Origin of the sequence: uncultured Nostoc sp. (assembly GCF_964247315.1) — a bacterium.
Classification (GTDB): domain Bacteria; phylum Cyanobacteriota; class Cyanobacteriia; order Cyanobacteriales; family Nostocaceae; genus Nostoc.
The window spans coordinates 1-25,039 of sequence record NZ_CAXTTT010000110.1 but is presented as its reverse complement, the minus strand read 5'-3'; the positions used below and the strand labels follow the sequence as shown (position 1 = coordinate 25,039).

At 42.6% G+C, this 25,039-nt stretch carries 22 protein-coding genes; 8 read left to right on the top strand and 14 right to left on the bottom strand.

Features of this window, described 5'->3' with window-relative positions; translation table 11 throughout:
- Positions 1 to 235: 235 nt before the first annotated feature.
- The 3 genes from ACFE93_RS26630 to folK all read right to left on the bottom strand — a co-directional run bounded on the left by ACFE93_RS26630 (position 236) and on the right by folK (position 1,603).
- The gene (locus tag ACFE93_RS26630; protein ID WP_375477799.1) at positions 236 to 463 is read right to left on the bottom strand and encodes an ADP-ribosylglycohydrolase family protein; all 228 of its coding nucleotides are present in this window, start codon (positions 461 to 463) and stop codon (positions 236 to 238) included.
- A 7-nt stretch (positions 464 to 470) separates the two neighbouring features.
- Entirely contained in the window at positions 471 to 1,019 is a 549-nt protein-coding gene (locus ACFE93_RS26625) for an NUDIX hydrolase (RefSeq protein ID WP_375477797.1), read from the bottom strand.
- A 68-nt stretch (positions 1,020 to 1,087) separates the two neighbouring features.
- Positions 1,088 to 1,603, bottom strand: coding sequence for a 2-amino-4-hydroxy-6-hydroxymethyldihydropteridine diphosphokinase (gene folK, locus ACFE93_RS26620; RefSeq protein WP_375477795.1), 516 nt, complete (start codon positions 1,601 to 1,603; stop codon positions 1,088 to 1,090).
- A 373-nt stretch (positions 1,604 to 1,976) separates the two neighbouring features.
- On the opposite strand from folK, the gene ACFE93_RS26615 reads away from it, so the two are divergent.
- Positions 1,977 to 4,238, top strand: coding sequence for a transglycosylase domain-containing protein (locus tag ACFE93_RS26615; protein WP_375477793.1), 2,262 nt, complete (start codon positions 1,977 to 1,979; stop codon positions 4,236 to 4,238).
- A gap of 64 nt (positions 4,239 to 4,302) precedes the next feature.
- Here ACFE93_RS26615 and ruvC read toward each other — a convergent pair whose 3' ends face one another.
- Positions 4,303 to 4,794, bottom strand: a complete 492-nt coding sequence (ruvC, locus tag ACFE93_RS26610) for a crossover junction endodeoxyribonuclease RuvC (RefSeq protein ID WP_104908654.1) — start codon at positions 4,792 to 4,794, stop codon at positions 4,303 to 4,305.
- A gap of 174 nt (positions 4,795 to 4,968) precedes the next feature.
- Here ruvC and yvcK point away from each other — a divergent pair, with 174 nt between their 5' ends.
- From yvcK to ACFE93_RS26595, 3 genes are all read left to right on the top strand, one after another.
- On the top strand, positions 4,969 to 6,372 hold the full coding sequence (gene yvcK / locus ACFE93_RS26605; RefSeq protein ID WP_375477791.1) for a uridine diphosphate-N-acetylglucosamine-binding protein YvcK: 1,404 nt from the start codon (positions 4,969 to 4,971) through the stop codon (positions 6,370 to 6,372).
- A gap of 64 nt (positions 6,373 to 6,436) precedes the next feature.
- Positions 6,437 to 6,892 (top strand): tRNA (adenosine(37)-N6)-threonylcarbamoyltransferase complex ATPase subunit type 1 TsaE, encoded by a 456-nt coding sequence (tsaE, locus tag ACFE93_RS26600; protein WP_375477803.1) that lies wholly within the window; start codon positions 6,437 to 6,439, stop codon positions 6,890 to 6,892.
- 1,170 nt (positions 6,893 to 8,062) lie between these two features.
- A complete protein-coding gene (locus ACFE93_RS26595) occupies positions 8,063 to 8,689 on the top strand; it encodes a PadR family transcriptional regulator (protein ID WP_375477789.1) in 627 nt (208 codons plus the stop codon).
- Positions 8,690 to 8,845: 156 nt separating this feature from the next.
- Here ACFE93_RS26595 and ACFE93_RS26590 read toward each other — a convergent pair whose 3' ends face one another.
- Positions 8,846 to 9,844 (bottom strand): aldo/keto reductase, encoded by a 999-nt coding sequence (locus ACFE93_RS26590; protein ID WP_375477787.1) that lies wholly within the window; start codon positions 9,842 to 9,844, stop codon positions 8,846 to 8,848.
- A 62-nt stretch (positions 9,845 to 9,906) separates the two neighbouring features.
- Positions 9,907 to 10,653, bottom strand: coding sequence for an SDR family oxidoreductase (locus tag ACFE93_RS26585; RefSeq protein WP_292869597.1), 747 nt, complete (start codon positions 10,651 to 10,653; stop codon positions 9,907 to 9,909).
- A gap of 207 nt (positions 10,654 to 10,860) precedes the next feature.
- Here ACFE93_RS26585 and ACFE93_RS26580 point away from each other — a divergent pair, with 207 nt between their 5' ends.
- On the top strand, positions 10,861 to 11,775 hold the full coding sequence (locus tag ACFE93_RS26580; protein WP_375477785.1) for an AraC family transcriptional regulator N-terminal domain-containing protein: 915 nt from the start codon (positions 10,861 to 10,863) through the stop codon (positions 11,773 to 11,775).
- Positions 11,776 to 12,057: 282 nt separating this feature from the next.
- On the opposite strand, the gene ACFE93_RS26575 is transcribed toward ACFE93_RS26580, so the two are convergent.
- The gene (locus ACFE93_RS26575) at positions 12,058 to 12,744 is read right to left on the bottom strand and encodes an HAD family hydrolase (protein ID WP_375477783.1); all 687 of its coding nucleotides are present in this window, start codon (positions 12,742 to 12,744) and stop codon (positions 12,058 to 12,060) included.
- Positions 12,745 to 12,980: 236 nt separating this feature from the next.
- On the opposite strand from ACFE93_RS26575, the gene ACFE93_RS26570 reads away from it, so the two are divergent.
- Entirely contained in the window at positions 12,981 to 13,760 is a 780-nt protein-coding gene (locus ACFE93_RS26570) for a glucosamine-6-phosphate deaminase (RefSeq protein WP_375477781.1), read from the top strand.
- Positions 13,761 to 13,791: 31 nt separating this feature from the next.
- On the opposite strand, the gene ACFE93_RS26565 is transcribed toward ACFE93_RS26570, so the two are convergent.
- From ACFE93_RS26565 to ACFE93_RS26555, 3 genes are all read right to left on the bottom strand, one after another.
- Positions 13,792 to 13,929 (bottom strand): hypothetical protein, encoded by a 138-nt coding sequence (locus tag ACFE93_RS26565; RefSeq protein ID WP_375477779.1) that lies wholly within the window; start codon positions 13,927 to 13,929, stop codon positions 13,792 to 13,794.
- A gap of 153 nt (positions 13,930 to 14,082) precedes the next feature.
- The gene (locus ACFE93_RS26560) at positions 14,083 to 14,571 is read right to left on the bottom strand and encodes an orange carotenoid protein N-terminal domain-containing protein (RefSeq protein ID WP_375477777.1); all 489 of its coding nucleotides are present in this window, start codon (positions 14,569 to 14,571) and stop codon (positions 14,083 to 14,085) included.
- Between the two features lie 713 nt (positions 14,572 to 15,284).
- Positions 15,285 to 15,668 (bottom strand): hypothetical protein, encoded by a 384-nt coding sequence (locus tag ACFE93_RS26555; protein ID WP_375477775.1) that lies wholly within the window; start codon positions 15,666 to 15,668, stop codon positions 15,285 to 15,287.
- Positions 15,669 to 16,657: 989 nt separating this feature from the next.
- Here ACFE93_RS26555 and ACFE93_RS26550 point away from each other — a divergent pair.
- Positions 16,658 to 19,390 (top strand): zinc-dependent metalloprotease, encoded by a 2,733-nt coding sequence (locus ACFE93_RS26550; RefSeq protein WP_375477773.1) that lies wholly within the window; start codon positions 16,658 to 16,660, stop codon positions 19,388 to 19,390.
- A gap of 11 nt (positions 19,391 to 19,401) precedes the next feature.
- Here the strand turns inward: ACFE93_RS26550 and ACFE93_RS26545 are convergent, their stop codons facing one another.
- The 4 genes from ACFE93_RS26545 to ACFE93_RS26530 all read right to left on the bottom strand — a co-directional run bounded on the left by ACFE93_RS26545 (position 19,402) and on the right by ACFE93_RS26530 (position 24,242).
- The gene (locus ACFE93_RS26545) at positions 19,402 to 21,708 is read right to left on the bottom strand and encodes an FAD/NAD(P)-binding protein (RefSeq protein ID WP_375477801.1); all 2,307 of its coding nucleotides are present in this window, start codon (positions 21,706 to 21,708) and stop codon (positions 19,402 to 19,404) included.
- Positions 21,709 to 21,851: 143 nt separating this feature from the next.
- Complete coding sequence (locus ACFE93_RS26540) at positions 21,852 to 22,736, bottom strand: alpha/beta fold hydrolase (RefSeq protein ID WP_375477771.1); 885 nt, start codon at positions 22,734 to 22,736, stop codon at positions 21,852 to 21,854.
- 169 nt (positions 22,737 to 22,905) lie between these two features.
- Positions 22,906 to 23,409 (bottom strand): HugZ family protein, encoded by a 504-nt coding sequence (locus ACFE93_RS26535; RefSeq protein WP_375477769.1) that lies wholly within the window; start codon positions 23,407 to 23,409, stop codon positions 22,906 to 22,908.
- Positions 23,410 to 23,585: 176 nt separating this feature from the next.
- The gene (locus ACFE93_RS26530; protein ID WP_292869577.1) at positions 23,586 to 24,242 is read right to left on the bottom strand and encodes a DUF3386 domain-containing protein; all 657 of its coding nucleotides are present in this window, start codon (positions 24,240 to 24,242) and stop codon (positions 23,586 to 23,588) included.
- A 100-nt stretch (positions 24,243 to 24,342) separates the two neighbouring features.
- On the opposite strand from ACFE93_RS26530, the gene ACFE93_RS26525 reads away from it, so the two are divergent.
- Complete coding sequence (locus ACFE93_RS26525) at positions 24,343 to 25,014, top strand: LuxR C-terminal-related transcriptional regulator (RefSeq protein ID WP_375477767.1); 672 nt, start codon at positions 24,343 to 24,345, stop codon at positions 25,012 to 25,014.
- The last annotated feature ends 25 nt before the right edge of the window (positions 25,015 to 25,039 follow it).

Below are 25,039 nucleotides of genomic sequence, written 5' to 3'. Positions count from 1 at the left end.
CTTATTCCTTTCTTTCTTCTGCCTTCTGCCCTCTGCCCTCTGCCTTCCCACAACCAAGATCACCAAAAGTTGCCAAGAACCAAGTTTTGATTCAAAGCACAAGTCAATCCATAGGATTTTGAGTATGCTAAAAATAGTAGTGTATAATACCGTTTATTCAAAAGTGTAAAAAGTTGATCGCTTTTGTTAAGTTATAAAGTAAACTTATGAATTGCCGACTGATTTATAGGTATCGTTATAAAGCGATACCTTCGGTGAGCTTCGCTAACGCAGAACTTTTCGGTCTACTGACAATCACTTCCACAATGGCAATACTCATCTGGGTGTCATCAGTATAGCTGCTAGGATTGAGTCGAAAACGCGGATGTTCAACGTATCGACTCAAATCATTGTTAGCGATCGCTTCGTTTGCATATTCAAAGCCTGCACCATACGCATCTGCGATCGCTAACTCTAGCAACATCAGGGTGTTAACCTAAAAACGGACGCGCCAGAAAAAAGCTAGAAACTGATTTAGCATCTACCGGCTCTCCCTCCAGAATAGCTTTTTCTAATTCTTCAGGAGTCATAAACACAGTTTCCATATCCTCGTCTGCATCTTGTAGTAGTGGTGTCTCCAGCTTTTCTAAATCTCGCGCCAGAAAAGCATAGATAATTTCATCAGAATAGCCAGGAGCTAGGAAAAACTCGCCTAATTTATCCCATTTTTGGGCACTATAGCCAGTTTCTTCGGCAATTTCACGCTGTATTGTTTCTAAAGGCTCTTCACTTGCTTCTACTGTCCCCGCCGGAAATTCTAATATCCGTCCCTGAATTGCAAAACGGTACTGGCGCACCAGTATAAGTTTACCTTCTGCTGTCACTGGTACAGCTAAGGCACCACCAGGGTGACGAATACATTCCCATTCTCCTTCCGATTTATTCGGCAAACGCAAACGATTAACTTCAAAATCAAACTTGCGTCCTTTATGAAACAGGCGTTGTTTCAGCAGTTGTGGTAATTCTCTACCTAATGGCATAGTAAAATCTGATTATCTGTGAATACAGAGGCAAAATCAGTGTTCTTCTGCTTTTAAGGATAGTAATTTTAATTGGCCATCCATAAATGTACATCAGAACAGTTTACCTCTTTCAGCAGATCTTTAATAACACACCCGGAAACTGGTTCTATCCAATCTGGGGCAATTTCTGCCAGTGGGACTAACACAAAGGCCCGATCCCGCATTCGTGGATGGGGAATTTGCAGATTTGGTGTATCCAAAGTAATGTCATCATATAATAACAAATCCAAATCTAAAATTCGTGGCCCCCAGCGTTCCTGACGCACGCGCCCAAATTGTTGTTCAATTCCTAACAAAATTTCTAATAACTGCTGCGGGAGTATTTCTACCTGCAATGTGACGCAGCCATTGAGGTAATCTGGCTGTGGTGGCCCGACAGCTTTGGTTTGATACCAATGGGATCTGGCTTCTAAAACAATACCTGGCGTTTGGGCTAAAGTCTCTATCGCTGCTTCTAAAATTGTCTGGGAATCGCCAATATTACTACCAAGAGCAACGGCGCTTCGTCTTAGCTCTGCTTCGTCGTAGCTCAGTGTAGACATTATGCTTTTCTGAAATAAGCCGTTTTCGGGCTGTCTTTGCGGATACTTGTCAATAGCTTTTATATTCGCAGTAGTTATCAAAATTGCAACATTTTTTACAAAACTAAATTAACCAAATTTAAAAAACATTATTTTCTAGTGAATTTAGTTAATTATTTATAGGATATTATACTAACACAATGGTAGTGCTATAACCCTCAAATTGATTGATGGTGGTTATATGGTTACTACTTTGAGCGAGGAACTGACGTGGGGAAGCTTACTTCCTGGTTCAAGCGAAGACCAACTAATTTGAGTGACCTTTGGACAAGGAGGAACGAATGAGAGCTTACTACCAGCACATCTGGCGCAGACGAGGCAGTTACTGAGCAAAATGAAAATTTTACCATCTAGGATGAAGGTCAATCGGGCAACTGGCGCTAAACCACTCTATCGCCGCTTCTGGTTTTGGGCAGGTTTGGGTATTAGTGGTGGGATAGTTGCCTCGATCTACGGCATCAGTTTAATAGATCGGACTTTGCCAAATAAGTCCGAGTTGAATGCTGTGTTTCGAGAGCAAACACTAACCATTAAAGCTGCTGATGGCACGATATTACAACAACAAGGTGAAGCGACCAGAGAACAGCTAAAGCTAGAACAAATACCAGATAACTTAAAAAAAGCTTTCATCGCCTCAGAAGATAGAAGATTTAGGCAACACAACGGAGTCGATCCGCAAGGGATTGTCAGAGCGGGTTTGAATAATTTGCGATCGCAAGGTGTGGTAGAAGGTGGTAGCACCATCACCCAACAGCTAACGCGGATTCTGTTTTTGAAACAAGAACAGACAATTTGGCGCAAACTCAAAGAAGTCCGCCTAGCTCAAAAAATGGAGCAAGAATTAACCAAAGATCAGATTTTAGAGCGTTACCTGAATCTGGTTTATTTGGGATCTGGAGCTTATGGTGTAGCAGATGCGGCCTGGGTATACTTTAGTAAGTCGCCAGATCAACTTTCTCTCGCCCAAATGGCAACGATTGCTGGATTAGCTCCTGCTCCTAGCTTGTATGCCCCAGACAAAAATCCTGAAGCGGCAAAACGGCGGCGGGACTTGGTATTACTACGGATGCAAGAAGATAAAGTAATTACACCAGAGCAAAGACAGGCAGCAGTTCAGGAGCCATTAATCCTCAAAAGCAGTTCACCCAAGCGAGTCCAAGTAGAATCACCCTATTTTACCAGCTACATCCAAAAAGAATTGCCCAAGTATGTTTCTGCTAATGTGCTCAAAAGTGGGGGTCTAGTAGTAGAAACCACACTCAACCCAAGTTGGCAGAAGGTGGCAGAAGAGGCAGTTGCGAAAACATTGCGAAATCAAGGACGCTGGGAAAACTTTAAGCAAGCTGCAATGGTGGCCATAGACCCCCGAAACGGTGAAATTAAAGCAATGGTTGGGGGAAAAGACTTTGGTAAAAATCAGTTTAATCGAGTTACCCAGGCACAACGGCAGCCAGGATCGACATTTAAAGGGTTTGTATATGCTACTGCGATCGCTAGCGGTAAAAGCCCTTACGATAGCTACGAAGATGCGCCCTTTGTCGTAGATGGCTATGAACCGAAAAACTATAGTGAAAACTTCCACGGTTCAATGAACATCCGAGATGCCCTCACCCGCTCTGTTAATATTGTTGCGGTGAAGGTGTTGATTGATGTGGGATTTACCCCAACGATTAAACTTGCCCACGATATGGGGATAACATCTGAACTCAAACCCACCTACTCTTTAGCACTCGGCTCAAATGAAGTTAATCTGCTAGAGTTGACCAGCGCTTATGGTAGTTTTGCTACTCTTGGATTGCACGCAGAACCTCATGGTATTACCCGCATTCTCAACCGCCAAGGCAAAGTCATCTGGTCGGCTAATTTCAAGTCAAAACGGGCCCTTGACGCTGACAGTGCCGCCATCATGACTTGGATGCTACGCAACGTCGTCGAAGCGGGAACTGGTGGTGCTGCCCAATTAGATAATAGACCAGTTGCCGGTAAAACTGGCACCTCAGACGAAGCCCGCGATTTATGGTTTATTGGCTACATTCCTCAGATGGTGACAGGGGTCTGGTTAGGTAACGATGACAACCACCCTACTGATGGCAGTAGTAGTAGTGCCGCTTACACCTGGCACGAATTTATGGAAAAAGCGGTAAAGGGGATGCCCGTAGAAAAGTTTCCCAAACGACCCAAGTTAGAAGGTCGCAAAGGTACTATCAAAGCCCAGTCCATCAAGCCCAAACAAGTGCTGAATCGTTCTATTGCCTCTGATGATGATGACTCAGAAGGGGAAAGAGCAAGAAATTCTAATTCTGAGGAGAGTAGTTCATCTAGGAGACGTAGAAGAAGGAGAAGCTATTCTCAAGAAGAACAGCAAGCAAGCGATTATACCCCAAGACGGAGAAGGCGCGATCGCAGCGAATCAAGTTCTAGTAACTCCTCCTCAGAATCATCTACTCCACGGCGACGAGCTAGAAGAGTAGAATCTGATTCTCCCCCACCTCGAAGAACTCGGCGAGAGTCGTCTCCCGCAAATAGTTCTGGTTCTTCAAGTTCTTCACCGTCACAACCATCTTGGCGGGATAGACTTAGACCTTCTCAACAGTAATGAAGTAATGAGAAGTGGGCATTGTTGATACTATGCACGACCACTATATTGTTTGTGTACATAACTACAGCTGATAAGAAGCCGTTAAAGCCACTGCCAAAGCATCCGCAGCATCATCTGGCTTAGGAATTTCATCTAAATCCAACTCCCGCGCCACCGCTTCTTGCACTTCTGACTTATCAGCATTACCATAGCCTGTTAAAGCTTGTTTAATTTGAGCCGGAGTAAACTCTACATAAGGAAGACGACGCTGGCCTAATACTAAAATGACTATACCCCGCGCCTGTGCAACCAGGATTGTACTTGACATACGATAGAAGAATAGTTTCTCGATCGCTACTAAATCTGGTTGAAATTCCTCCATCACGGTGTGTAAATCATCAAACAAGGTACATAAACGCTGTCCCATTTCTACATCTGCTGACGTTTTAATTACTCCAAAATCCAGCATATTTACTGTAGTCTCTTGCACCTTTTTGAGATTTTGTGTGCAGCTAATTGCCCCAAATCCTAAAATTGCCAGTCCTGGATCTAATCCTAAAATTCGTTTTTCCATTAAATTCACTTTTACCAAGCCAGGGTATTGTTTAACTAGGAATACTGGCAATCTTCACGACTTGCTCTTAGTCTAATAGGATTGACAAATATAATAGTTTCACGCCTGGTGTTTTAAACCAAGTGGTGTAGATTTTCTGTTAATTATTGTTTGTAGCACTGCTCCAAATCAGGTATGTCAATTGGTTTTCTCAGACAAGCCCTCAACGCCCTGCAAAAGCAGTCGCGCTCTCGTACTTCTTATCGGGTTAACCAGTGGTTCAAATGGTTATCCCCTGGACTATCGGTAAAACGTTGGTTATTGATTAGTGTTGGGGGTGTACTGCTAGCGAGTTTGGGGTTAGCCATTTGGATTAAGCTGACCCCAATTTTTTGGATGATTGAGTTGGTTAGAGGTTTCTTGGGAGTCATCACCAACCTCTTACCGAACTATATCAGTGGGCCTTTAGTGCTGCTTGGCGGCTTGCTGTTAGTGCTTTGGGGACAAACTCGCACCGTAGGCTCAATTACTAAGGTACTAAGAGCAGAAGGCGGAGAGGAACTCATTGATGTCTTGCTGGCCCATCGTCGATTGTACCGAGGTCCAAAAATAGTGGTAATTGGCGGTGGTACAGGACTTTCTACGTTGTTGAGGGGACTGAAAACCTACAGCGCTAATATTACTGCAATTGTCACTGTCGCCGATGATGGTGGATCTTCTGGGCGTTTGCGTCAAGAATTTGGAGTGCTACCACCAGGGGATATTCGCAATTGTTTGGCTGCACTAGCAGATGAAGAAAAGTTATTAACAGAATTGTTTCAATACCGTTTTCGGGCTGGAGATGGGTTAACGGGTCACAGTTTTGGCAATTTGTTTTTAACGGCAATGAGTGATATTACTGGAGATTTAGAACAAGCAGTTGCAGCCAGTTCTAAAGTTCTAGCAGTGCGGGGACAAGTACTACCAGCAACTCTCAGTGATGTTCGCCTCTGGGCAGAATTAGCCGATGGTCGTCGGATTGAGGGGGAGTCTAGTATTCCTAAAGCTGGCGGTAAAATTGTCAAAATTGGCTGCATTCCGGCTAATCCTCCGGCGGTACCAGCAGCTATTAAGGCAATTAAAGAAGCTGATTACATCATTATTGGCCCAGGCAGCCTTTATACAAGCCTGATTCCTAATTTATTAGTACCAGAAATTGCCGATGCGATCGCTCAATCAGATGCCCCCCGTATTTATATCTGCAATATAATGACTCAACCAGGAGAAACTGAAGGCTACACTGTGGCCGATCATATCAGAGCAATTGATGCTGCTTGTGGACAAAGACGGCTATTCGATGCTGTATTAATACACAAAAAATCCCCTTCGGCGCAATCACTTATCCGCTACGCCCAACAAAACTCCCATCCCGTTTTCCTCGATAGAGAAGCCGTAACTCAACTAGGGCGACGGATTGTTCCAGCTAATGTTTTGTATGAAGATGAAACAGGTTTTGTACGTCACAATCCGCAGAAACTAGCACAAGTGTTATTGCGGTGGTACGGTAGAACTCAGTCCCTTCGGGGAATTCAAAATTCAAAATTCAAAATTCAAAATTAAGGAAAATGAAAATTTGTCATTTGTCATTTGTTTAGACTAATCAGTAATGCCCAATACCTCAATCATGAAAATTTTTCTTGCAGATACAGAAGCAACCCTGCGCTTAGGTATTACTCTTGGCGAATCCCTGACACCTGGCAGCGTAATTTTATTAGAAGGTGATTTAGGCACTGGTAAAACTACTTTAGTTCAAGGCATTGGTAAAGGTTTGGGAATTGCTGAACCCATTGTCAGTCCGACTTTCACGCTGATTAATGAGTACACAGAAGGGCGCTTTCCCCTTTACCATCTAGATTTATATCGCTTAGAACCGCAAGAAGTTGCAACCCTAAATTTAGAAAGTTACTGGGAAGGTGTTGAAGTCATACCAGGAATTGTGGCAGTTGAATGGGCAAAACGATTACCCTACAAGCCAGATAGTTATCTGAGCGTGAGTTTGACTTATGGACATGAAGGCACTCGTCAAGTCGAACTCACACCATTCAATTGTGCCATTAGCAAAGTCATTGCTGCGATTTAAGTTCATCTCCCGACTAAAGTACGAGGTATTTCACTTTTTTGACCGCAATACTCAAAAATTACTGCAAATAATCGAGAGAGAACTTTACACTCGTTCTATCTGCCACTACCACGTTCGCCACTGTCAGTTACTAACATTGTTATCTCAACCCAAACAAAAATATTTAATCAGCTTTTCTTGAATAGAAAACTGGTGGTAAGCAAAGCTAACACCTGTCCCTATAAATTTAGGAAAGTTTGCAACACACTGGCTTTCTTTAAAAGGGAGACTATTTTTTCCTTCACTCCCTTGAATCCAGGCGAGTTTATATTATCCGAATAGTATTAAATCGAAAGTGATTCTTAACTAACCGGGATATCGGCATCTACTAGTTTTATTGCTGTAATAAGCAGTTAAAAACTGATTTAGATGGTTGGTATACGAATCAAGCAAGTGTAAATAAACTGTTGTTGGGTTCAATGAAAGTTTTGAGAGAACTTAGTCAGCTTCGATTGAAGCCGATTAGTTCCCTACTGTGGTTCAAAAAAGGAATTTAGATTATTTAGCAGCGAATGCTAGTAGAAAAAGTTAAGTAATCATAAATTTTTGTATAATTTTAACTTTTCTTACACTTAGTATTCCCAAGTTAAGTTCACAATCTATACAAAAAAATAAAGTATTTTATAAATTTACAAAATTAGTTTTAATAATTTTAACTAGCAATAAATTCTGATATTCACATCTGTAATTAACACCAATCTCAAGAAAATATTAACTAAAATATCTCGTACTTATACATATTTTATCTAGAAATACAAGATAGATGTATTACAGCTATTTTCAGGTAAATAGACCACGCAGTAGGGGTACAAGGCCTTGCGCCCCTACGATAGGTGTGGTTCAAATACATGAAAACTGCTGTAAGTAAGTGGCATGAAAAAACCAAACCCTGTATTTTTACATGGTTTGGTCTGTGGAGTGAACTCTTTGTTACACCTACTACTTCATAGTTGAGCAAAAATGCTTAATCTACGATTAAACGTCGTAAATAGAGTCTTTTGTTGAACAAGTACAGACTCTTAGCCAGTCGAAATTGCCTTCGTTACAAATCTTCATCAAAATTATATTCCGATATATCGCAATATATCGCGATATATCGTATATTGGAGAAAGTTGATTTGAGATTCACTTATGTTTAGACATTTTCGGTCACGTTTTGGCGCACCTGCATGGGCAGGAATAAGCGAAGAGGATTCATTGCTTGTTAGGTCTTGGTTTGGGCATGACAAGCATCATGGTAGACATCATGAGAAACACTTTGGCAATGAAATGTTTGGTCGTGGTTGGGGAGATGAATATCGGACTCGTCGGGGTGACATCAAGTTCATTCTGCTGGAATTGTTATCCGAGCATCCTAGTCATGGTTACGATCTGATTAAAGAGATGGAAACTCGCTATGGTGGTTTTCGTCGCCTCAGTCCTGGCTCAGTGTATCCAACACTGCAATTGTTGGAAGAAGGTGGTTATCTCAAGAGCGCGCAGGAAGGGGGCAAGCGGATTTATACGATTACGGATGAGGGTAAACAATTATTAGCAGAACGTACCCAACAAGAACCTTCAGATACTCCTTGGGATACCTTCAAAAGTTTTGTTACAGGTAAACCCCAAGAGTTTATTGAGTTACGAAATGCCGCTACAGAGTTAGCTGCTGCGGTGGTGCAGGTTGCTCGTAGTGGCAATATGGAGCGGATAAATCGGGTGCGTGAGCTTTTAGAGCAAGTTAAACGGGAAATTTACGCAATTCTGGCTGAAAAATAAGTAGAGGCTCGTAGTAAGGACTTTAGTCTTTATTTCCTAAGCACTAAATTGCTTACCCAACGCGAAAGTGTCGCTTATGGGGAAACCCTTTAGGAAGCGTCTCGTAGAGCAGAACGCGCTAACTCATTACAAACCCTCTAAGTACTTTGTTAGGCATTAGCGTTCGCTGTCTAGCATTTGCATCTGATGTTGATCGTAACGAGTACCTGCGATCGCAGATGCGGGAATTGCTGCTTCAATGCGGGTTAAGTCCTCTGGGGATAGGTTCACATCCAAAGCCGCCAACGATTCGGAAAGTTGGCTGCGCTTGCGTGCCCCGATGACTGGCACAATGTTTTTGCCTTTGGCAAGTACCCAGGCAATAGCCAACTGCGAAGGAAGAATTCCTTTCTCGGTGGCAATTTGCTTTAGTTCATCGATTAGGCGTTGGTTCTGGGCAAGGTTTTCTTTGCTGAAGCGTGGTAAGTAGGCACGAAAATCGCCCTGCGTGGCTGGAGTGGAGCCACTCAGCAGTCCTCGCGACAGCACGCCATAGGCAGTCACGCCAATACCAAGTTCTTCCAGTACAGGAAAAATCTCGCTCTCAGGACTACGGCTAATCAGGGAGTACTCGATTTGTAGGTCACTGATGGGGTGAATGGCGTGGGCGCGGCGGATGGTGTCCGCTCCCACCTCCGATAACCCGATATGTCGGACGTAGCCAGCCTTGACTAACTCGGCGATCGCGCCGATAGTGTCTTCAATGGGAACTTGCGGGTCTAATCGAGCCGGACGGTAGATGTCAATGTGGTCTACTCCTAATCGGGTAAGGCTATAAGCTACAAAGTTTTTCACCGAAGCAGGGCGGGTATCTATACCAAGCCATCCGCCATCGGCAGTACGTAAAGCGCCGAATTTCACCGAAACCAAGGCTTTGTCTCGACGCTCCTTGATTGCCCGGCCAATTAACATCTCATTGTGTCCACTGGCATAAAAATCGCCAGTATCCAATAATGTCATCCCGTGGTCAAGAGCTGCCTGGATAGTTGCAATACTTTCGTTTTCGTCTGCTGCACCGTACACACCAGACATACCCATACATCCGAGAGCTAGGGGGAAAACAGTTAGACCTTTAGAACCAAGTTGGCGAGGTTGAATTTGATTTTGGGTAGTCATATATCGCTTCTGTGTTGTTTTACTGCGAGGTGAGGTTGAAAATTCACCGCATCTTTGCGTAACTATACGCTGGCTGTGGGGCGCACAATAATCTCATTCACATCAACGTCATCTGGTTGCTCGATGCCAAAGGCGATCGCTCTGGCGATCGCTTCCGCCGGAAGGGCAATCTTGCGAAATTCCTGTATACTTTTGCCAGCTTCGGCGTCAGTAATGGTATCGGCGAGTTCCGACTCTGTTACACCCGGCGAGATGACCGTAACGCGAATGTCGGTATTTTCCTGACGCAGCCCTTCTGAAATTGCCAACACAGCGAACTTAGTGGCTGAGTAAACGGCACAAGTTGGCCAGACAGCGTGTCCGCCGATGGAGGACAGGTTAACGAACTGGCCAAATCCCTGGCGTTTCATCAGCGGTAGCCCAGCAGCGATGCCATTGAGTACGCCACGGATGTTCACGTCAATCATCCAGTCCCATTCATCAACCTTCAGCGCTTCTAGCTTCGAGAGCGGCATAACGCCTGCATTGTTGACGATCGCATCAATGCGGCCAAATTTGCTCTGAGCAAATTCTACAAAGGCTTGGAAGTTGGCGCGATCGGTGACATCAAGGGTCTGATACTCCGCCGAGCCGCCCTCAGAGCGGATTGTAGCTACGAGGGTTTCTAGCCGCTCCGTGCGTCGTGCGCCCAGAATAACGTGGATGCCTTTACGAGCGAGTAGACGTGCTGTCGCCTCACCGATACCACTGCTTGCACCTGTAATCAGTACGACTTTCTGTTCTTTGCCAGTGTTTTCGTTGGTAGTCATAAAACCGTATCTCCAAGTCGTTGTAATCTCTAGCACACTTTTAATCTAAGAGAGTCAAAGCTTGATGCGGTAATCTGAACCTGCGGAATTCTTGCCTAATCCTGTATTTTCCTTTATTGTTTATCATAAAAAGATCAGCTAACCGAGGCGGCTGAAGAGATTGCGGCTGCCCTGAATGTTAGTTTCATAAGGATTTTAAACGACATTATGGAACAGACTGTTAGAAAGCAGCAGTCCGAGCTAGCCGCTCTGATTGTACAGAACAGTAATGGAGATGGTGTGCATCCCACAGCGATCGAGCGGTTGTTCTTGTTTTCCTCCTCACAACCAACTGCGCCTCTTCATGACCTGCATGAGCCTTCCCTGTGCATTGTCGCTCAGGGCAAGAAACAGGTAATGTTGGCAGACAATCTGTATGTTTATGGTCAAGACCAATATTTGGTGGTATCCATCGATCTGCCTGTCGTCGGTCAAGTGATTGAAGCAACGCCAACCGTTCCGTATCTATGCCTTCGGCTCGATTTAGATCCGGGAGAACTCAGCACACTGATGATGGAGGCAAAACTAGACGCTCCCGCTAACCAACCACTAAAACCGGGCTTGTCTATTAATCCTGTTAGCCCCCAACTGCTTGATGCTGCAATCAGACTTGTACGGTTGTTGGAAACACCTGAAGATATTCCCATCCTCGCACCTTTGATTATTCGAGAAATTCTCTACCGTTTGTTATCAGGCGAACACAGTGCTAGATTGCGACAGATTGCTTTAGTCGATAAACAACTCCAAGCAATTAGCAGAGCGATTAACTGGCTTAAATGGAACTACGAAAAACCATTTCGGATCGATACGATCGCTCGTGAAGCGTGCATGAGTCCCTCGTCCCTGCATCATCACTTCAAGTCAGTCACCACCATGAGTCCTTTGCAATATCAAAAACAGCTTAGGCTTCAACAAGCCCGTCGCCTGATGCTGGGGCAAGGTATGGATGCGGCAACAGCTAGTCATTACGTAGGTTATGAAAGCCCCTCACAGTTCAGCCGTGAATACAGTCGGTTGTTCGGCGCACCACCATTGCGTGATATGGCTCGGTTAAAAAGTGGCGTTTTTGGGGATGGGGGATGAGGGGAAAGTTTTTCATTACCTGTGCGTAAATCCTAATTAATTAAGTCTTTGATCCTCATTAATGAGGCTTAGAACTCCTTTAATGAGTCTTTGATACTCATTAATGAGGCTTTGAACTCCTTTAATGAGTCTTTGATCCTCATTAATGAGGCTTAGAACTCCTTTAATGAGTCTTTGATCCTCATTAATGAGGCTTTGATACTTGCGGACGTAACTTGGAACTTAGCCCCCTGCTCCTCTGCTCCTCTGCTCCTCTGCCCCTCTGCCTCCTACCCCCTGCCCTCAAAAATTAGAAGCGATCGCACTTAAATCTTGCTCAATGAGTGAGTTTAGGAATGTCCACAATTGCAAATCAGTAAAGTCTGGAATTGCCATAAATGCACCGACTGACTGCAAAATTTGCGGATCGTGGGTGGAGGCGATGCCAATGGTGCGGATATCTGCGCCCACGGCTGCCCGAATACCAGAGGGAGAGTCTTCTAAAGCGATCGCTTCTTCTACTGTAATCCCCAATTTATTCAGGGCAACTTGGTAGGGTGCAGGGTCGGGTTTACCTGCAATACAATCATCCGCTAAAACAATTGTATGGAAAGCTTCTTTGATCCCCAAAACTTCTAGCATAAATTCTGCATTTAATCTAGGGGCATTAGTTACTAATGCACGTTTTAATTGATGTGCATCTGTCCATGCTAGTAGTTCAGAAAATCCACTTAGCGGTTTGAGATGTGGGGCGAGTTTGCGGAAAAGCGTCTCTTTTTCGTCTGCAAATCTTTGCCCTTCTAGTGCTGATAATTGTGGCAGAATGTCTTTAACAATTTCTGGATTTAGCCTTCCACTAATTCGGGATTTATAAAATGTTTCATCTATTTCTATGCTGTAATTTAACAGCATTTCCTGCCAAGCTCGGTAATGTATAGGGTCAGTGTTGACAATAGTCCCGTCTAGGTCAAAGAGAATTGCAGCCAGCATAATTTTTGGGTAGAATGTAAATAATTGTTAACTTAATTTAAATAGTTTACATTGTTTTTTGTCTTTAGTAATTATTCCTTCGTTAATACGGGGATTAGGGACTGGAGAAGAAAATTTCAAGAGTCAGAAATTAATCTGCTAAATCCTAAAATCTATACTGGATAGGGCATATAAGGGCAGACAGCTAAAGCCTCAGAGAAAACTGCCGTATAATCGATAACCTTCTTCGTAAGCAAATGGTAGCCGCCACAAACTTTTTTCACGTTGATGATTTATTAGTGCAGATTTACAACTCTGAAGTCGAAATGGCCGAGGATGTTGCCGAAATCGTGCAAAAATATTTACAGCAAGTTCTCAAGCAGCAGGATACAGCTGCTGTGTTGTTAGCCACAGGTAACTCCCAACTCAAATTTATTGATGCTTTGATTGCATTGGGTGGTGTAGACTGGTCACGGATTATTTTGTTCCATCTAGATGAATATTTGGGAATTACTGCTGACCATTCTGCTAGTTTTCGGCGTTATATGCGAGAACGTGTAGAGAAGCGAGTTAATCCTAAGAAATTTCACTATATAGAAGGTGATACATTACAACCAGTAACAGAGTGCGATCGCTACACTAAATTATTGCAAGCACAACCGATTGACTTATGCTGTCTTGGTGTTGGCGAAAACGGACATTTAGCTTTTAACGATCCAGCTGTCGCAAATTTTCAAGATCCTTATAGTGTTAAACTGGTGAAACTGGATACTATGAACCGTCAGCAACAAGTAAGTACAGGTCACTTTCCGAATTTAGAAAATGTGCCACAGTATGCTTTTACTGTCACCATTCCAACAATTTGTTCAGCTAAAAAAATTATCTGTCTTGCTCCAGAAAAACGTAAAGCGAATGTGGTAAGAGAAATGCTGGAAAGTTACGTTGGTAAAGACTGTCCGGCTTCTATTCTCCGTCAACAACCCCAAGCGACGTTGTTTTTAGATGTTAATTCTGCTAGCTTACTAAAATCAACTTAAACTTATCCACAGCTTCAATCTTCCAAGCTAATTATTTGAGCGATCGCTGGAATTGCATGAGATAGTTATTAGTATACAGTAACGCTATAACTATCAAGCGAGTTTCTATATCCAAATTAACCAATTTTGATACACTTTCTTCTAAAAATTTTATGTTTATAGAAGTCATAAACATCTCAAAGTAATGAAATAAAAATTCCTAAATACGCCAGCCATCAAAATTTAGCTTTATATTAAGCGACTGGCGAATCTAGAAAGTTTTAAGAGAAGGGTATAAATAACTTAATAGATACCCTCAACATCCTAAACAAGTTCAAAAGTGCTAAATTCCAACACTTGATGCTTCAGCACCCATTGGCGAGACATAATCACGGAAAAGAGTCATCTGTTGCTCAAACTCTAAGAGTTGAATTTTACCAAACAATGGTTTAGCTTCGGAAGGAAGTTCATAATCAGCAGGTACAGGAATGATAGTGCCATTATCCATCCCTTGAGATAATCGATACCAAAACAGGAGTTTTGTAGTATCACCCAAAGAGCCATATTCACGAGAGATTTCGCTATCCGCTTTATTAATCAAATCACGCTGAACTTGTAATTGTTGTTCGTGAGATAATTCCTTAACTTGATTAAATAAACCTTCAGCTATTTCTGGAGAAACAGTACTGGCTCCAGGAGCGGCTGGAGTAATTGAACTCCCCATTTCTTTATAGATAAACCAAAACAAAGCAAGTTGTATATCTACATTTAAATTTTGCCAAGCTTGAACGTGTTCACGAATAGTTGGATCGCTGGTTTGTGTAGATGTCATGATTAACTCCAAATCGCAATTATTTATTTATTCTTAATAATGTTATCAAATTTACATTTGCAGTTTTACCCTACTGAAGACAGATGTCTTAAAATCATAAAGAAGATCGTTCAAAGCCAAAATAATCCTTGACAAGTGCCAAATGAAAGAGTTTAGCAATTATAAGTCTATTGCCAAATTAAAAGATTATTCAAAGGTATTTCCTTGGATAGATGTTAGCTTAATTATAATAGCGGATAAAAAAGCACTACTTATTAATCTTTGAAATGGCTCAATTTATCACTTACGCATTGACAGAAGCAACCAACTGTGAGTTAAATATTGTTGGATGGCTCGGCATTGTAATCCTCTTGTAGGTGGGTTACTGCCTCCAGTCAAACCAGCAGGTAGCAGCCTCTAATAAGCCAAAGCAACAGTAAACAAAATATAGTTTTGAGTCTTTGGGGTTCTTCGAGTTTAATAGGAAATCAAACGGACGTGAAATTATAATACGCAGTAGGGGTATACAGCTAGCTGTACGCCCCTACTAAAAACCTATATTTAATGCAACTGACGAAATGCTACAATCTATCATCAGTAAGGGTGAACGCTTTACCCAAATATTAGAAGAGTTTGTTGGTTAGATACCAGGCTTCCTAATATTGCTGATTTATTGGCGAAAAGTTATTAGTACTTACTGCCAAGTAAAGATTGGAATGCATTTAACGGCGAACTTAGTCTAAGATTTTTTTGCCTGTTTGTGCTGCACTTTCCCCTACATCATTAGCAGTTTTCCCAGCACCTTCTACGTAGCCAGATCCAAATTGTTTAAAGGCTTCTGCTGACTCTTCTCCAATCTTTTTAAGTCGTTTACCAGGAGCACCTTCGGTTTCACGAGCTTCTTTATTCCATTCCCCGATTGTTCTCGGTCTTTGAGAATCATCTTGCTGTATCTGTTCGCGAACTCTTTCTTTTAAGCCTGTGTTACTTTGCCCAGAAGCAACATTCGTCGTCAGCACTAGAAAACCAACTATGACAACAGCCAAAAAACCTTTTATTTGAAGTCCTTTAAGGAGGGAACTGATTTGACTAATAGTCCTAGAAATCAAATTTATCATGCCGAATTAGTTTGTTTTTTGGAGTACAAATAAAGATTACCTATAAAAAAATAATTATCCTTCTAACAAAAGGCATATCTCAGTTATGAAATATCTTAGATGAGATTATACCAATCATCCACAAGCAAATCAACTAAATCAAACCATTCATAGAGGTGAAAAAGAATCTAGAAACTTAGCAATGCTAGCTCTCTACAAGGGTTCTGGATAATGCATATTTAATTTCGCCAGATGTGTATTAACTGGAATATTTAGTTAACCACCATGTTTTTCATAGATTGCTTGATTTTGACATCACCCAAGCGGTAGAAATTGGTGTACTCACTTTTACTTATACACAAAATAACGCAAATCATTCAAGACTGGTTTGTGGTTGCCTAGAGCAAAAGGTCGATAATTAGGCAAAAAAGCCGATTTTGCGTGGGAATGACGCTTTGAAGACCATTGAGAACAATTGACTATCTGAGAAAACGGTTGAGATTAGCATAAATTTCCAAAATTCATCCGAAAAAAAGCATTTAAATGTTCAATAGTAGCTTTCTTATCATTATTATTCTTTGTTTATAAATCATGCTTGAGATTCCTTTGGCTGCTAAATGTAGCACTAAATACATTTTTCATACAACATTTAGTTTTTAATACAGGTAGAAATAAAAAAAACATATATCTTTGGTTGTAAAAATTATCAACCTTAAAAGATAGATGCTTATGGATAATTCCGAAATAGTTACTAATAACAATCAACAGTTACATGACTTTTAGGCTAGTACACTGTGGCAGAAGTTTGCCTACCTTTAACAAGTTGCTTGAACAATTTGTCTAGTTAATTAAGATGGTAGCTGGATTTCTGCTGTGCTGTTCTAGAGTCATTGTTTATCTGACTGAGTGGATTTAGATTGTAATCCCTAAACATTTGAAGGGCTTACAGAGAAAAAACTACTTAACATTTTTCCTTAACACGAGAACTGCTTCAGGTGGAAAGCTAAAGGATGAAATACTGGATAACGAAATTAGTAATCTGTATAGTATTACTGTATAGCTTGTTGCTATCAAATGATTATGCAGAAGCAAACCAACTTTCAAATACTTCTAATATTGATGTACAGCAATTAAATCCACTGCCAGTAGTTGAAAACGTAGCAAGTGCTGACAAGTATCTTACTGAGATTAAAAAGGAAGATTTTTGCCGATTTAATGGGATTGTTAATCGGATAGATAAACTAGAAGGACTCTTCACACTTTATTGCAGCGAGGATTCGGGAAAAGTTTTCTTAGAACTTAAGCCAGAGCAGCTAAATAAAAACTACCTAGCTATAGTGACATTGGAATCAGGCATAGGGGAAAGTGGGATTTATAGTGGATTACCTCTTTCTGATTTTATTTTTTACTTCCGAAGAATAAATAATAGATTGCATTTTGTTTTGCGGAATGTAAAATTCCGTACAGACAGTACACCAGAACAGCGATCGCTTGCTCGTTCATTTAGCGATTCAGTTCTTTATTCACTGGAAATAGCCACTATCAATCCCAAAAATCAAAATATTCTGATCGACCTGAATGGACTGCTAATGCAGGATTTTCCTGGATTAACTCCTCTATTAAAATACTCTTTGCAAGCCGATTACCGCTTAGATGCACGCAAGTCATATTTTGGTGATGTTAACAGCTTCCCAGAAAACATAGAGATTGATTCGATTTATGGTTTTTCATCACTAGAAGGCTCAAATTTAATCACTGTACCCGATAGTAGGGCACTTACTCTAAAGGTACATTACAGTTTTTCTCAGTTGAGAGAAAACAATGGTTATATTCCCAGACTTGCCGATGATAGAGTTGGATATTTTACTACTGCTTTCCAAGACTTTTCTGATAATAATGCTCGTGAATCATTTGTACGTTACATTAATCGCTGGCATTTAGAACCATCTGATCCCAGCGCCCCTTTATCCCCACCCAAAAAACCAATTGTGTATTGGATTGAAAATGCTGTACCACTAAAATACCGAGATGCGATTCGTGAAGGCGTTTTGATGTGGAACAAAGCATTTGAAAAAGCCGGATTTCAAAATGCTATTGAAGTGCAGCAAATGCCAGATGATGCTGATTGGAAACCAGCAGATGTACATTACAATACTATTCGCTGGTTCAATTCTTTAGATGCAGGTTTTGCCAAAGGCCCGATGCGCGTCAACCCATTCACCGGGGAAATATTGGATGCAGATATTATTGTGGATGCCAATATGGTGCGTTTAGTTCAGCAAGAATATCATGCATTGATGGAGGCAAATTCATGTCCAGAAAAGATGAAAGGACATGAACACGCAGGGAAATACCTGGATAGATTCTTTGCATCATCTTCCTCTGCTCTGTTTTTCTCCTCTGAGTCCTGCTATGGCATGGAGTCTTCAAATCAAGCAGCTATGGGGGCGCTGGCGTTGTCAATGTTGCCAAACACTACACCTAGTAGTGAAACGATGAAGGAGTATGTGCATCAATATTTGCGTTCTCTCATCGCTCACGAAGTCGGGCACACTCTGGGTTTGCATCACAACTTTTATGGCAGCACCATGTTAGCGCCACAAGAATTAAATAATACTGAAATCACTCACACCAAAGGTTTAGTAGGTTCGGTGATGGATTATGTACCTGTGAATATAGCACCACAGGGAGTACAGCAAGGTGACTATTTCCCCGGAGTTATTGGGCCTTATGATGAATGGGCAATTGAGTATGGTTATAAAAAATTTCCAGCAACAGCACTTGAAGTAACGATTCCAGAATCAGAAAAAAGTTTTTTAGACCAGATTGCATTAGCGTCGCCTCAACCAGAATTATCTTACGCAACTGATGAAGATATCTGGGATATCAATCCTTTAGCAAATGTCTGGGATATGAGTAGTGATGTGCTACTTTATTCACAGTGGCAAATGGATAATGCTCGTTTTATGTGGCAGCGTCTCGATAAGGGTTATCTCTTGAAAGGAGAAAGCTATAGTAACCTGCGCCTGAAATTCAATAAAGTACTTAAATATTATTTTCGGAACGCCACTTTGCTTTCTAAATACATTGGCGGACAATCGTTTCGGCGTCTCCATACCAATGATGATGCTTGGGCATTTGTACCAGTTTCACTTTTAAAACAACGTCAAGCGTTGACAAAGTTACAAGAGTATGTATTTGCCGAAAATGCTTTCAGCTTTTCACCACAATTGCTTAATCAACTAGCACCGTCACGTTGGGAACACTGGGGTAGTTCTGCACCTAATAACCGCCTTGATTATCCAATTCACGATCGCATTTTGAGTTTTCAAAGTGGGATATTGCGATCGCTATTAGACAGCGATCGCCTGAATCGGTTACAAGATATAGAATTAAAAACCCTGCCTGGAGAAGCGCTTTCCATGCCAGAATTGTTCGACACCCTGCAAACAGGCATCTGGACAGAAGTTTTCGCCCCAGGAGAACCAAAGCCAATTTCTAGCATCCGCCGTTCATTGCAACGGGAACATCTGAATATTTTGCTAGAGATGATGTTGGGTACTACTAATACACCTGAAGATGGTCGGACATTGGCTTGGTATGCATTGCGCCAACTCCAAAAAGCGATTGATGTCAGACTCAAACAACTTGGCGAAAGTCTTGATATTTACACCTTAGCTCACTTAGAATCTTCTGGCGATCGCATTACTAAAGCATTAAACGCGCAGTTTCTCTCTAGGTAGCCACAATACTCTTAAATGTACATAGCAAAGTAGTCCTCATAAATTTCAGTATTAGTTGATAGCGTTTTTTCTACTTTTTCACGATCTACATCAATCGCCAAACTCGTACCATTGCTCAGACTCCCTTCGGGCATAAAATCGCCACAGTATTCATTGGCGGGTACGGCTTGATTCATCTTTTTGGGATAGCTCAAACCCAGATGGCTCATGATTGCAATAAATTGATCGCGGCTGCGATTGGCAAATCGGGGATTGAGACGTTTTTCTTCACCAATAGTAGAAACAGTGCGCCCTTTGTAGTCATGGGCGGGATAAACCAGGGTCTCCTCTGGGAGAGTAAATAACTTTTGCGTCACTGTCTCGTACAGAGTACCCGCATTGCCCGATTGAAAGTCTGTGCGTCCACAGCCGCGAATCAACAAGGCATCCCCCGTTAACAGATGGGTATTGTTGACTAAATAAGCCAGATGTCCGTCGGTATGCCCTGGTGTCGCGATCGCCTCAATCCGCACCGCCCCCACGATTAAGGTTTCGCCATCGGCAAGGGAGCAATCCGCAGACCTAGCAGTGGCATTTTGAGGCACCATCACCTGACAACCGGTTTGCTGTCTGAGTTTGCCAGCACCAGTGATATGGTCAGCATGGATGTGAGTTTCCAAACAGTAGCAAAGACTCAACCCGAAGTCATCCAGCACTTGTAAATCACGGTCAACCTGCTCCAATACTGGATCTACCAGCACCGCATCTTTTGTCTGACTGTCCGCAATCAGATAGGTGTAGGTGCTAGATTCTGGGTCAAAGAATTGGCGAAACAATAGTGTTGACTGAGGTATGGCAAGTCGAAGGTCGCTATATTCTTGTTCAGTGGCGCGAGAAATTGGCGAAAGGGGACGCACCCGCACAGGTAAGGACTGCAACACCGTTGTCGCCAATGCCTGGGCCTGGTCGCGCAGTTCGGGAACAGCGATCGTTTCCCACAAATTGCCTTTGCGGGGAGTGCCTAAGGTATAGAGTAGGCTTGAAGGTTTACCCTGAGCATCTAATACAGTACCATCAGGGGTAGTATCCAAACCCAAACCAATATTGTTGGGGCGGATCAATCCTTGGGTGCGTAAATTGGCAATTAGCGATTGGGACGATCGCTGATAATTTGCCTGTACCCCGGTGCAATTCACCACGCGGCTGACTTGCAAGACCTGATTTTTTTGCGTTTGGCGCTGGCGAACGGTCACTGCCACGGCCTCAGATGCCGCCTGATAATCCTGAATGCGCCCTGCGGTAATAGTTAGTTGCCCAGAATCCAGCATTACCTGGACAATCTTGGCAATTTTGGGGGCAATTCGATGGCGATGTACATCCCAATAGGGGGTGACATGGCGCAAAAGCCGTTTTTGCTCCACGAGGGGCAGTTGTTGCCAGAGTTGCTGGGTGATCGGACGCAGGGAATCAATCACCGATCGCCAGTTGTAGCCCTGCACTACTGCCGTTTGCACCTCACTGCGAATACCCCGTAGCAAGCCGCGAACTGTTTTCGGCGCTGTATCTGGGGTCAAAAAGGCGGGGTAGGGTTTAGTCGATTGATGCGGTAGCGGAGACAATCCCCGGCGAGACACGGCATAAATTTTGCCTTGATGGTTGCGCTCGTGGAGTGACACCACCATATCCACCATCGTCAGCCCAGTGCCAATCAGCAATACAGGCGCATCAGGCTTCAGTTCTGCCAACGCCTCGGCTGACCAGGCATGACGTAGGTAGGGGGTGTCATTGTCCTCAGAGGATTGAGATCCGGGAGGGGCGGAAGGTGCGTTTCCCAGTGCCAGTACAATTTTGTCTGCCACGAAAGTACGGCTGCTACTCAAGGAGACGATCGCGCCTTTGGCTTGTGGCTCCACTGCCACCACCTCATCGATGACGCGCTCTAGCCGGACGTTACTCGATGCCGTGGCTTCAGCTTCCTCCAAAATCGACTGGATATAAAGCCCGAATATCTGACGGGGAATAAAGCTGCTGGCATTCAGGTCACTAGGCAGAAATGTTCCTAACTCACTGCGATTATAGTTTAACCAGCGCAGCAGATGACTAGGATCGTCGGGATAGGCACTCATCTTGCCTGCGGATACATTCAGCAAATGGCTGATGGTGTCCGTACTGTAGGCGACTCCCTTGCCAATGTCGTGACTGCGCTCAATCAGTTTAATCAATAGGGGGCGGTTGGCAGTTTTTAACAGGTGAGCCGCTACTAAAGAACCACTAAAGCCAGCACCAACGAGCGCGATCGTGGTGGTTGAAGGATGTGCTATCAGGATATTAGAATGCATCACGGTGCTAAATAGAGTGTATGGTGACTACTTTCGCAATTAATTTAACTACTACATACTGATCGGTTTTTTGGTGTATGATTCCAGTCGTCGTCTATTGTAACTAGATTACTTAGGTTGACTATGAAAATCTTTCCTAATTCTTAAAGATGCTGCTGCAATAGACCAATAAAAACTTCTGGTATTTCCAAATGAGGTAATATTCCGGTATCTGCGATCGCATAAAAATCTCGAATTGCTCTTGTATTTAAATTTGCCAAGCGTTGTCCTAATTTGATGTCGGTAAATTGTGCTTTTTCTCCCCAAAAAATGACTGTGGGAACTGTTAATTGTTGAATATATAAACTCAGATCGAAGTAAAGATCGCCCCGCAAAAACGCCAAAGCAGCAAACTTGGCATTAGGTTGTTGTGCCGAGATTAAATAAGCCTCTACCATTTCTTGAGATACTCGTTGTGACTTAGCAAAGAGAAAACTTTGTAAAAAATTTCGGACTGCAATTTCATTTTCAGCACCAAGCATATAAATAAAATTGTCCAACAGAGGCGCATTAATTACCGAAAGCGGAAGTCTGCGTCCAGCACCCTGCCCAAAATCATCAAATCCAGAAGGGGAAACCAAAAACAGTGATTTGAATAAATTGGGTTGAACAATAGCTAGGCGGATAGCAAAAGCGGCTGTGAGAGATGAGGCTACCACTGTCACCGGCTGGCGACAAGTTTGGATGATAAACTCTGCGATCGTACTGAGATAATCCCTAATTTTATAATCCCGAACTGGATGGGCCGATTCTCCCCAGCCGATGAGATCGGGGGCTAAAATGTGGTAATTAGAGGCGAAAGCCGGATAAACTTTAGACCATTCATAAGCAGACGCTCCCCCACCAAAGTTATGGAGAAATAGTAATGGGGGTAAATCTTCAGTGTCAGCAATCGCCCAAGGTGCATTCGTTTGGGTATAGTAAACCATTGCCCCCAAGAATGTATGGATGACTTTATGTCCAAAGCCAGGAGGTTGAAACTGAAGCATAAAATTAAAAAGTTTAGTTTATTTGAATTTGCATACAGTCAAACTAATTCAGGAATCAAAATACATTTGTCTGAATAGTTCAAGAATCAGGAGAACATTTGATGAATCAATATATCAATTACACTGAATTCTTGCTAAATTATTGCAATTCATAATTCAGCATTTACCCTTACTTTTTATCGGCATCTCCTGTGATTTGAACGAGTTGATGAAGGTTATCGCCACTAATATGATATGCTCCTCCAAAACCAACTACAAAACGACCTTCACTAGGAGTTAGCCGGAAAATCCGAAAGTCAGACAAGCCATGCAAAACTTCGATAATTTCACCAAACCGCCCTTGAAATTGCTCAACAATTTGATTCCAATTGTCAGTTTCACGCTCTATCAAAGTTGCCGTACAATCAAAACTCAAACGACGACGAGCAAAAATTAGATTACTTTTAGCTTCATCCTCGATAAACAAGACACTAACATGAGGATTGGCATAAAGATTTTTGGTATGAATCGAAAGACCACTGACATAAATGTAGATATTTTTGGAATCATCCATTACAAAGGGAGCATAACTAGCATTGGGTATTGCTTGTGCGCTCACGGTGCTAATAATTACACTCTCCAATGCTTCAGGAAACTTTTCATACTCAGCTTGAATGTTTTCAAGTTGACTCATAAGTAGATTACCACGCTTATTAGGAACACCTAATAAAGTATCTTAACGTGATTTCTTAACGTGATTGAGCGATGTCTAGGATGGGCTACAGCTATGCATGGAATCCCCAAAAAATAAAAGCGATCGCTCCCTTTAACTCAAGAGCGATCACTAATTTTTGAATTACAGAATACAGCTTAAGCGGCAACAGGTTCCAACAATTTAATGTCAGAGAAAATAAATTCCTGAGTAGAAAATTGTCCTGCTGTCTCGGTGCGAATTTCCCGACGATTTAGGATGAAATAGTCACCAACTTTTTCATACTCATCAATAAATTCGCTTCTACCGCCCTTCTGTTCCCCAGTTTTCGGGTCATTGTACACAGAGTCATAGGTATGGGATAGATAACCTTCCCCGGTGTCGTGACTGCTGAAGGTGTCAATGGTAACAAAAGTACCGTGGATTAGACGGTGAACGTGGCAGACTTCATTATTGCGGACTTTGTATTTATCGCCCTCAGCCTTACCACCCATTAAAAGCTCAACCGCACCAGTTTCGTCAGTTTTACCATAGCTAAACGTATTGGCGCTGTGGGTGTCTTCAAAGCTGCGGCGGATGCGGTGAATTGCTATCTCCCAGGCTTGACCATGAATTGCTTTCTGGGCTGACTCATCATCTACATCCAAAACTTCAGCTTTGAGATTGGCACTGATGATAACTTTGCCTGTAAACACTTTATCATCATGCTTAAAGGTAATATTTGCGGTATAACCAGGGAAATTCTTGTCCCAAGTATAACGGTTTTCATAAGCAGCCCGGAAAAGTTCCTGAGCAGAGAGTTGTGTAACTGTCATGTGCTTCTCCTAGTCGCTACTGTAATTAGCGTTTTAGTTTGCTTGGTATTAGCATAGAAGTAATTGTTGAGGCTTGGATAGTCCCCAACTGGGTACACTTATGGCTAATTCTCTACACGCTGTATTTCATGCGATCGCTAATGTCCAGAATGAGCAAGAGTTAAGACTCGCTCTCACGGATCAAATTAGCGAGCATTTTGGCGTGCAAAATTGGGGTATTTATCTCCTAGATGAGCAGCCAACCACTGAGATTAATGTTCCAGGCATTCCGGCAGTATGTTTAGAGAGCAATCCAGTGGGGCGCTATGTGGTTGAGCGTCATGCTCCCGCCCACGAACAGTTATTATTATCGCCAGGAGACTGGAAGCATTTTTGTTCGCGTTCTGACCACGAACACGTGATGACTGGGCCAATTGTTTGCGATGGTCGTCTGATAGGAACCCTTAACTTGGCACGTGACAAGGGAAATCCTGCCTTTAATGGTAACGATTTAGCTGACTTGAGTGCTTTATGCATTCATTTGTCAGCAAAAATGGCAACCTTACGAACAAAACCCAAAATATCTAATTCCCTTTTAGTAAGTCCTCTAACAGCGCGTGAGTTAGAAATTGCCGAGTTGGTGGCACAGGGGTTAACGAATGCGGAAATCGGAGAAAAACTTTGGATTACGCAAAATTCTGTCAAACAAGCTTTGAAGAGGATGTTTCGGAAGTTGAAAGTTTCCGCGCGTGCAGAAATGGTGGCAAAGCTACAAGAGATACAAGTTTCTTGAAGGAGGCAGGGGGCAGGGGGCAGAG